The organism is Psychrobacter sp. P11G3, from assembly GCF_001435845.1.
GTDB lineage: Bacteria > Pseudomonadota > Gammaproteobacteria > Pseudomonadales > Moraxellaceae > Psychrobacter.
In genome coordinates this window covers 1-8,535 of record NZ_CM003597.1, presented here as the reverse complement: position 1 = coordinate 8,535, position 8,535 = coordinate 1, and the positions used below count along the sequence as shown (strand labels likewise).

7 protein-coding genes are annotated in these 8,535 nt (G+C 37.4%); 2 read left to right on the top strand and 5 right to left on the bottom strand.

Translation table 11 applies throughout. The features are described 5' to 3' along the window. Window positions 1–48 precede the first annotated feature (48 nt). The gene (locus tag AK824_RS13245) at window positions 49–852 is read right to left on the bottom strand and encodes a hypothetical protein (RefSeq protein WP_057762711.1); all 804 of its coding nucleotides are present in this window, start codon (window positions 850–852) and stop codon (window positions 49–51) included. Between the two features lie 2 nt (window positions 853–854). Continuing rightward, on the bottom strand, window positions 855–2,570 hold the full coding sequence (locus AK824_RS13240) for a MobA/MobL family protein (protein WP_057762708.1): 1,716 nt from the start codon (window positions 2,568–2,570) through the stop codon (window positions 855–857). A 255-nt stretch (window positions 2,571–2,825) separates the two neighbouring features. Here AK824_RS13240 and AK824_RS13235 point away from each other — a divergent pair, with 255 nt between their 5' ends. Together AK824_RS13235 and AK824_RS13230 are read left to right on the top strand one after the other, a co-directional pair. Beyond that, entirely contained in the window at window positions 2,826–3,137 is a 312-nt protein-coding gene (locus AK824_RS13235; RefSeq protein ID WP_057762706.1) for a hypothetical protein, read from the top strand. A gap of 109 nt (window positions 3,138–3,246) precedes the next feature. Next, entirely contained in the window at window positions 3,247–5,142 is a 1,896-nt protein-coding gene (locus tag AK824_RS13230) for an ATP-binding protein (RefSeq protein WP_057762703.1), read from the top strand. Window positions 5,143–5,211: 69 nt separating this feature from the next. Here AK824_RS13230 and AK824_RS13225 read toward each other — a convergent pair whose 3' ends face one another. From AK824_RS13225 to repM, 3 genes are all read right to left on the bottom strand, one after another. Continuing rightward, window positions 5,212–6,099 carry a nucleotidyl transferase AbiEii/AbiGii toxin family protein gene (locus tag AK824_RS13225; RefSeq protein WP_057762700.1) on the bottom strand — a complete coding sequence of 296 codons (888 nt, stop codon included), beginning with the start codon at window positions 6,097–6,099 and terminating at the stop codon, window positions 5,212–5,214. A 2-nt stretch (window positions 6,100–6,101) separates the two neighbouring features. Further along, window positions 6,102–7,007 carry a type IV toxin-antitoxin system AbiEi family antitoxin domain-containing protein gene (locus AK824_RS13220; RefSeq protein WP_057762695.1) on the bottom strand — a complete coding sequence of 302 codons (906 nt, stop codon included), beginning with the start codon at window positions 7,005–7,007 and terminating at the stop codon, window positions 6,102–6,104. A 316-nt stretch (window positions 7,008–7,323) separates the two neighbouring features. Continuing rightward, entirely contained in the window at window positions 7,324–8,301 is a 978-nt protein-coding gene (repM, locus tag AK824_RS13215; RefSeq protein WP_057762694.1) for a replication initiation protein RepM, read from the bottom strand. Window positions 8,302–8,535: the final 234 nt, after the last annotated feature.

Below are 8,535 nucleotides of genomic sequence, written 5' to 3'. Positions count from 1 at the left end.
AAAACCTTTTTTCTTTTTTTTATTAACTAAAAGAACAAGAGCTTTTACCTATCTAAATTTGCAGTATCGATACTTATCTGTACCTGTAAAGCAAGTATTCGGAGTGACTCTCGCATAAAATTCACCATCTGGACCGTTAACCACATTATGAGCAATCTTAGCTGCTGCTAAACTATTGTATTTAGTTTGACGCTCTGCAATGTCTGCTTTGCTAGGCACAAGTAACCAAACAGAAAATAAAGTAAGAGCAAATATACAAGCACATATAGCACCTACCAGACCAGCAGCCTTCCAACTTAGTGATCTAGCAAACTCATCTGATAACTCTTTGGTGTATCGTTCAGCGCCTTCTCTAGCTTCCTTTCTAACACTGATTAACGTGTTTTTGGCATCATTGGCTAATTGCCGATTTTGTTCCTCAAACTCAGTAGAAAAAAAGCTTAAACTCTTAAAGTTGGCATCAAAGGTTTTTTTCATATCTGACGATAATAGGGATAAATCATTAATGCTGGTGGTGGCTAGGTTCACGGTTTGTACTAAGTGATGATTCGCCTTTTCAACATGACCGCCAACGCCTTGCGTTAACTGGTTATGGTAGTGATTCAGCACCGCAGACACCTCTTTGCTAACCTCTTTAGCCGCACCAATAGCAATCGCTGATTTGATGACATTCTCTCGTTCTTGATAATCCTTGAGCTGAGCTGTTAGATGGTTTACCAGCTTGGCGGTTGCTGCGTCTCTGTCTTTGGTGGCTTGATCTGTTGCCTCTATTTTTTCTAACAAGGCGGTATTATGTTCTGTCAATGTGGCAATGGCGGTAAGTAGGTCTTCAAGGTTGGGTGTCTCTGACATTTTTATCTTCCTAATCCATAGCTGCGGCTGCGGTTAATCTCATTACTGTAGTCTGCAATGTCTTTTTTTACGCTCTCAATGGCTATCTGTTGCGTCTGTTCGATAGTTTGACTGTGATTGTCTGTAAATGCACTTAAAGCACCTTGTAGGGCTGCTGTGTGCGTTTTACGCTCACTGGTATAGTGTATATTTTTAATCTCATTCAATGCTTGCTGTGATTTGTCGTTAACTAAGTCCGTTAACGCGCCACGCTCATTTGACGCAAGCTCGCGCTGTCTTTGTGTGGTGTTTGGGTTATCCGTGTATTGATCGAGGCTGTGCATGACTTCATTAGCGACTGAAATCGCTAAAATAAGTTTGCCGGTCTTGCTGTTTGGATCAATCCCTTTCTGCGTATGCTGTTCCAATTGTGCCATTACAGCTGCATACAGTGATTTTTTGTCGGCAAGGAATTGCTTGTTTTCAAGCGCAAGCTGCCTTGCTCTGTCGGCTCGTGCCTGTTCAACGCGCTCACGTTCGGCTTGTTCACGTTTTTGTTGGTCGGCAAGGTCGCGCTGTCGCTGCTGCTCCAATGCTACCTCTTTTTGTTTTTGCTCATTCTCGCGCTTAGTCTTAATGCCCTTTGCCATCGCCATAGCTTGTGCAACCGCATCTAGCGTGGGTGCTTTAGGCTTTGGCGCAGGTGGCGGTTCAGGTTCTTTAATGGGTTCATCTGCTGTGCTTGCCACGCTTGGCGTGGGTAAATCATTACTGGTCGCCTTTGTTGGTGGCGGTGTGCTGTGTTCAACGTCTTCAATCTTATGACCATTCAAGATAATGGCATCAGCGGCATCATTTACCATCTGATTTTTGGTAAGCGCTACGTCCCACACCAGCTCGTTACGCTCGTTGATTATTTCGTTGATGGTGCCGAGCTGTGTTGCTGGCGTTTTATCAATCTCGTAATGCTTACCTTCTTCTTTGGCTTGCTCTGCTTTTTTTAGCTCTCGTTCGTATTTGTCACGTTCTAGCTTGGTAGCGACTGACCCCATTTTGAGCTGTGGCTCAATATCAATCCCTTGCGCGGCATAGCTGCGACTATCTATCAAATCGTGCTTATGCTCAGCTAATTTTTCATTAGCAAGCTGCTCCCATAGTTGGCGAACCTCTTTGATCTCATGGCTCACGCGTTCCATGCCAAGCGAACGCCGCTTATTATCGGATAGCTCAATGGTCGCTTTGTCGGTCAGTATGATCTGATTGTTATCGTCAATCTCTGCGGTGCGCGTGGTGAACAGGATATGAGCATGGAAGTTTCGAGGGTCTGCGCCCCGATCAATCTCTTTTTGTGTCGGTTGATGAATGGCACAATCGGCAATCGTACCGTAACGATCCGCAAGCGTTTGGGCGAACTGGTGCGCGATTGTTTTTCTGTCTTCTGCGCTTAACTCATACGGCAGATTGACCAGCCATTCACGCGCCACACGCGCATCCTTTCTCTTCTCGGCAGCTTCCGCTTTGTTCCATACATCACTACGATCAATATCAGCGTTGGCAGCAGCCAACGCTGTCGGCAAAATAATATCGGCACTTATTACCCCATGCTTTTTTGAATAATCATGGGTCTTACCGTATCGCTTATCTTCTAGTTCTACCCCTGCGCGATAGCTCGCACTGGCAACAGCACTTTGTCCGTTACTTCGAGATATTGATTTAGTCGATGCGATAAAAATAGCCATTTCTACAAGCTCAGTTTTTAGGTTTTTGGCACTACGTCTTTTCGTAGTGCTGGGGGTGTGGGGGTTTACCCCTGCCGATGTTTTGACTTCATAAATGTATTGCCGTAGGTAATAAACATTTGTGAAGTCGAAAACTCGCACTTAGTCAGTGGGACTCAACCATCTGTCAAATGACTATATCATAAACTGTTGTTAGGTATTGGCGAAGTTGCTATAGTTAAGTACATGAATAATTTGATAATTCAAGGAACGGTTATGAGCTTACTCGGTGGTAGTGATTTAAAGGAACAGCAGAAGATTAATGAACTTGAGCTTAAGATCAATAGAGAGAAGCAGAAGCTAGATAAGAAACTGACACGGAAAAAAATACTACTGGGCGCTTTTCTTGTAGATGCTTTAGAGAAGAATTCGTTAGATGGTTTAAGGGAATATACAGCCGATAATCTGTTAGATTTTTTGAGCAGACAAACGGATAAGGATTTAATGGCAGACTTAGTGAAAGAACTTAAGGATAGAGCTAGTGTTGAGAATAACAACGAAGCTAAGATAGACTCTAAGCTATTTTGAATAATTTAGTGATTTATGCTTATAAAAAAATCTCGTATTGATTTACTTAATACTTAATTTTTTTTGGTTAAACGGTGCTGTAATAGAGTGATTTTGAGGAAATTAGGAAATGGTTATTTCAAAGCTATACATAAAAAATTTCAGAGGTTATACAGAACAGACTATAGAAATACACAAAGATTTAAATGTAATTATAGGGAAAAATGACGTGGGGAAGTCTACTATTTTAGAGGCTTTAGAGATTTTTTTTAACAACGATACAGTGAAAATTGATGTTTTAGATTTAAATAAAAAGAGATTGAATGGAGCAGACAGTGATATTACAATTCAAGTATCTTTTAAGATTGACTCAAAAAAATCTTATACAATTGATACTATTCCAACGCAACTATCACAAGAATACTTATTAGATTCAGAAGAATATTTAACTATAAGAAAGGTTTGGAATGCTTCAGGGTCAAATATAACGTCAAAATCATTAAAAACTTATATAGTTGCAGATTATCCTTATGCAAAATTCAACAACCCATTAATATGTAGAAAAATAACTGACTTAAAAAAAGAACTAGCTTTATTCCACAGTAGTCATGATACTACTGTGGTTAATAAAACTATTTGTAGTGAGATTCGTAAAGCTATTTATGAGTTTTCAAATATCCAAAGTTCAGACTTAACAGAAACTATTATTCCTATTGATGCGGAAGATGGAAAAAAAATTTATGATGCAATTAAAGTAGATCTACCACTTTACTTCCTTTTCAAGGCAGATAGAGAAAATAAGGACTCAGATTCAGAGGTACAAGGTCCTCTAAAAGTCATTACTAAATCTATTTTAAGTGGAATGCAAGAAGATTTAGATAAGTTAAAAGATAAGATAGTAACAGCAACTGAAGAAGTTGGTTTAAGAACCATAGAAAAACTTAGGGAAATGAACCCAGAGATTGCTAACGCATTAACACCGACGGTTTCAACAAAAGCATGGGATAGTTTGTTTTCATTTACATTCGAAGATGAAGATGGGATACCAATTAACAAGAGGGGAAGCGGTGTAAGAAGATTAATACTTCTAAACTACTTTAGAGCTGAGGCTGAAAGACAAAGAGTATCAGAAAAAACGGTTATTTATGCTCTGGAAGAACCAGAAACTGCACAGCATCCAGACTGGCAAAAAATGTTATATAGTGCTTTAGTTGACCTTTCTGAACAAGAAAATACCCAGATATTACTAACGACACATAGCCCTAGCTTAGGTGCATTGGTCCCTACAAATAATATTATTTTTATATACCGAGAACATAATCAAATAGAAATTGAGTCGAACGATCCATTAGTGCTAGATAAAGTCACTCAATCTTTAGGGGTAATGCCCAATATTACAATTGCAAAAGTCGATTCAAATATAAAGTTGATTATATGTTTAGAAGGATACACAGATGTTGAGTTTTTAAAAAATATATCGCCTTGTTTTAATTTTGACTTAAAAAATAACTCTAATATTTTAATTATACCTCTAGGAGGCGGCAACTTAGAACATTGGGAAAACTATAAATATTTAGATAAGTTATCTAGCATTCCACAAATGCATATTTATGATAGAGATGTTAAAAAATATAAAAGAATAATAAACAAGATTAACCAAAATGCATTACACAAAGCTTTCCAGACAAAGTTTTATGAGATAGAAAATTACATCCATCCCAGCTTACATAGCCAGTGCTATGAATTTTCAGATCCATTCATTGATATGGCAGATAGTCGATGGATAGACACTTGGAAAGATATGAACATCCCTAAAAGCTTAAGTGCCCATTTAAAAGAATGCTACAAAAACGGAGATAGAAACTTAAAGGAATATAATGAAAAAGAAATAAAAAGAAAATTTAATCTAGAGTTGTCTAAAGATTTAAGCGTAGGTCTACTTCAAGATATGGATGCCTATACTGAAATCAATGAGTGGTTCGAACATATAAAGACCGTTACATGTGAAGTAAATTCATCTTCTTAAGCCCCACCACCTTCACTTAAGTAGATAGTAAATGGTTGAGAGTAAGGCTTAAACCTTACCCTCAACATATTATATCTTTAAATTACTCCATGGGAGTGATTCAAAATAATCTTGGACTACGGTATACATATCTGCTGGAGGTACTTCTGTATCGATATCTATTTCAAGAGAAAGGGTATGAAAATCTTCGAGTGAGAGTCTTTTTATCTCTTCATCTCTCATTCCAAATTGATTTAAGTATTCTTCTATTCCTTTACGCTCAGAGCATTTTATCAGTTTATCTAATACAGTTTTTTTAGTTTCGTTTGAGTATAAAAGACTTGCTTCTTGGTTTAAAAGATAGTGAATATCGAAAACATCCTGACGGCGACTACGAGTTCTAACGATCTGTTGTAGTATGCTGCGATACTTCTCAGCTATAAGCTGTTCAAGTGAGTAACATAAAACATTGAGTCGGTCAGTTAACTTGAAGTTCTCAGTATCACTTACTGACACACTCTCATTGAAGCTAATATCAAGCTCAATGATGTGAGGAGATTGCTTGTTATCTAAGCGTTTTATAGCGTTCTTATTTGTGCTATCCGCATACCCAATCCTCGCTTTATAAGCCGGGAACTTTACTTTACTAGGATCTTTAGGCATGTATTTTATAGAATGAACTAGGAGCTTTAAGTCGTAGTCATTTAAGGCGACAACAGCTGTAATTTGCTTGCTTAGCTTTAATTCTAGATCTTCTTTGCTTAAAACTTCCATGTTATCTAAAGAAGATAGATCTAGATCGGTTGTATAGCGTTCCGAGCCATAAGCTAAAGATAATACTATTCCTCCCTTTATGACTAAATTTTGCGATAAGAATTTATCACGAGAGATAGCCAATAAAATTAAGTGAATAGCTTGCCTAAATTTTTTTTCATCATCATTTTCTGCTCTGTCTATCCATTCTTCAATATTTTTCATTTTTATTTAAACACACTATGATTAAGGGATAGACACCAGTCCTCACTATATGAGTCTGAGTAAGGTTCGTTTGATATCATTTTACGAGTTCCTCCTCTAGCTGTGGAATAAGTCTTCCATTCAGCGATTATAGGATCCTGAATATCCAAATGAGAGTTTAGGATGAAACCAATGCGACTTTTATCGATAGCAGTGCCATATAGCTCAACTGAGTCTATGATTTCATTTAAAAGAACCTCTGCCATTTCTTCATAAACCTCTAAAACATGTTGAAATCCACCGCATAAATCGGGATTTCTCACCATTTCTAAGAACAAATCTCCTATGCTAATAATTCTAACGCCTTGGCCTTTATTCATATGAGGGTAAAGGCATGAGCGAGAGTGAACATTAAGGTATTTGCCCTTAATTTTGATACGTTCAGAAGGGTATGGAGGTATAAAGAAATCATTCTTTTCTAGGTTTTCACCATTTGGGCTGTTTTCTGAGAGAATTTGTGACTGTGTTTTCTTCCACAATGGTCTGGTAGGAGCAATATAGTCAATTCTTTTTGGGATTCTGTTAGTAAGATTGTAGAACCTCATGGCGCTCAAATACGTTATATATCCTATATTATATAGCGAGCAAACTATTTCTAGGTCGCTAGGGTCTTTGTTAGCGATAACGAAGTAGTTGTCATATGGTTTTTGTACCAAGCCGCTAGATACAAGATAGTCCGTAACTTCAGATAATTTTTTCTTTAAATTACTATCCGTCCTGAACCCTTTGATATTTTGGTTTTGGAAGGATCTGGTTTCACGTATATAATGCAAAAACTCATACAACTCTGAATCGAAGAAGGCTGCTTTTCTGCCTAACCCAATTACCCAAAGGCTTGTAGCCTCTTCTATAGAAATTGTTTTTTGCATATTGGTCACATATTGTTTATAAGTCCTTAGGACTTATAAACAATATGTGACTAGTTTGCAAGCTTTTTTTTGTAAATGATATAAATTTTACCTGAGCCAGAGCTGATAAGGCTTTCAAGAATTGACATAAGACACAGGACATATTAAAATGCGTCCTAAGGACGCATTTTAATATGTCCTGCGATAAGTAAAAAAACTATATTATTTAAAGATAAAGCATACCCCAAGGGAACCAGCTAATTCACTCTTCAAACCTATTAACAGACTACTTAAAACAGACTGCTATAATGGAACCACTTATAATAGACCGCTAGCATTAATAATCTAAATAATCCCTGATTGGACGTTTCTTAAATTGAGAAGCGTCTTTTTTAAGGCGATTAATCATTTCAAACTCCCATCCTTGCTGCGACTGTCCAGCTGGGCTAGTAGGGGTAACCATGTGATTATAGTCAGTAATAAACTGAGGGTTACGAGCAATACGTCCTAGCTGTTTATCATTTAGATCTTCAACCGTAAACATATCAGCTGTATCTACGTCTCTACTAATACCTTGTCGTGTACTGCTTTTCGGTTTGCTTTTTGACAGTACCTTAAATTTGAACCCAATAATGTTTTTACCATCTTTTTCTTGCTCATAGCTAACTTTGATATCAGTGTGCTTATTAATTTCTTTAATAGCTTTGTTTAAAACACCAGATTTGAAGTCACACATCCGTTCATATTCATCATCATCCACTCCAAGTTGCCCCCTAAATACTTTTAAGCCAAATAAAGGGGTCTTTTTGGCTTCACGCCATTGTATTAGAAGTTCATACAAACGTACTGAATACATGCTGTTGAGCATCGATGTTTGTTCTAACGTGTACTTAGTAAAAAACTGTTCTATACCATTTATACGTGTTATTTCATTTACTACCGCAGGCGTAAATATAATTTCGATAGTACCTTTATCCTGCTTATACTTTGCTTGACTTATCCAACGGGACTTAACGGGATAACCATCGTTTTCGTCTAAAAAAGTAAACCTACGCTCGAATAGGTTCTCTTCTGCTTTTTTAAGTACGTCATAAGCACCCTGTCGTGTCGTTCCAAACGCTTCAGCGTACCTTGAGGCTTTTATAGTTAAAGGTTTATCGGCTGATAAACCTTCATTTTTCTCTCTGCTGTCTATGATAGCCAACTGAACCAATCTTATTTCAGCAAGCGTAAGATTTTGGATTGCTGTATTTAGCCTGTTTGTCTTAACTATAAGATCCATCTTATTATTACCTGCATTCACACTTGGTTTCATCAACTTAGCCCCTCTAACTATATAACGATAAATAATATAGCACCATTATAACGATAAATAAATAGATATCGTTATAAGGTAAGTAAACTACGTTCTATGGGTAAGTAAACTACGTTCTATGGGTAAGTAAACTACGTTCTATGGGTAAGTAAACTACGTTCTATGGGTCGTGAGTGCCTTTAATACCAAGGGATGTAGCGGACTTAAAAGCTTTTAAAAGCATTAAAAGCATTA

Excerpts from the sequence above, each read along its gene's own strand:
- repM (WP_057762694.1), bottom strand. The coding sequence starts at position 8,301 with ATGAAACCAAGTGTGAATGCAGGTAATAATAAGATGGATCTTATAGTT.
- AK824_RS13230 (WP_057762703.1), top strand. The coding sequence starts at position 3,247 with ATGGTTATTTCAAAGCTATACATAAAAAATTTCAGAGGTTATACAGAA.
- AK824_RS13245 (WP_057762711.1), bottom strand. The coding sequence starts at position 852 with ATGTCAGAGACACCCAACCTTGAAGACCTACTTACCGCCATTGCCACA.
- AK824_RS13235 (WP_057762706.1), top strand. The coding sequence starts at position 2,826 with ATGAGCTTACTCGGTGGTAGTGATTTAAAGGAACAGCAGAAGATTAAT.
- AK824_RS13240 (WP_057762708.1), bottom strand. The coding sequence starts at position 2,570 with ATGGCTATTTTTATCGCATCGACTAAATCAATATCTCGAAGTAACGGA.
- AK824_RS13220 (WP_057762695.1), bottom strand. The coding sequence starts at position 7,007 with ATGCAAAAAACAATTTCTATAGAAGAGGCTACAAGCCTTTGGGTAATT.
- AK824_RS13225 (WP_057762700.1), bottom strand. The coding sequence starts at position 6,099 with ATGAAAAATATTGAAGAATGGATAGACAGAGCAGAAAATGATGATGAA.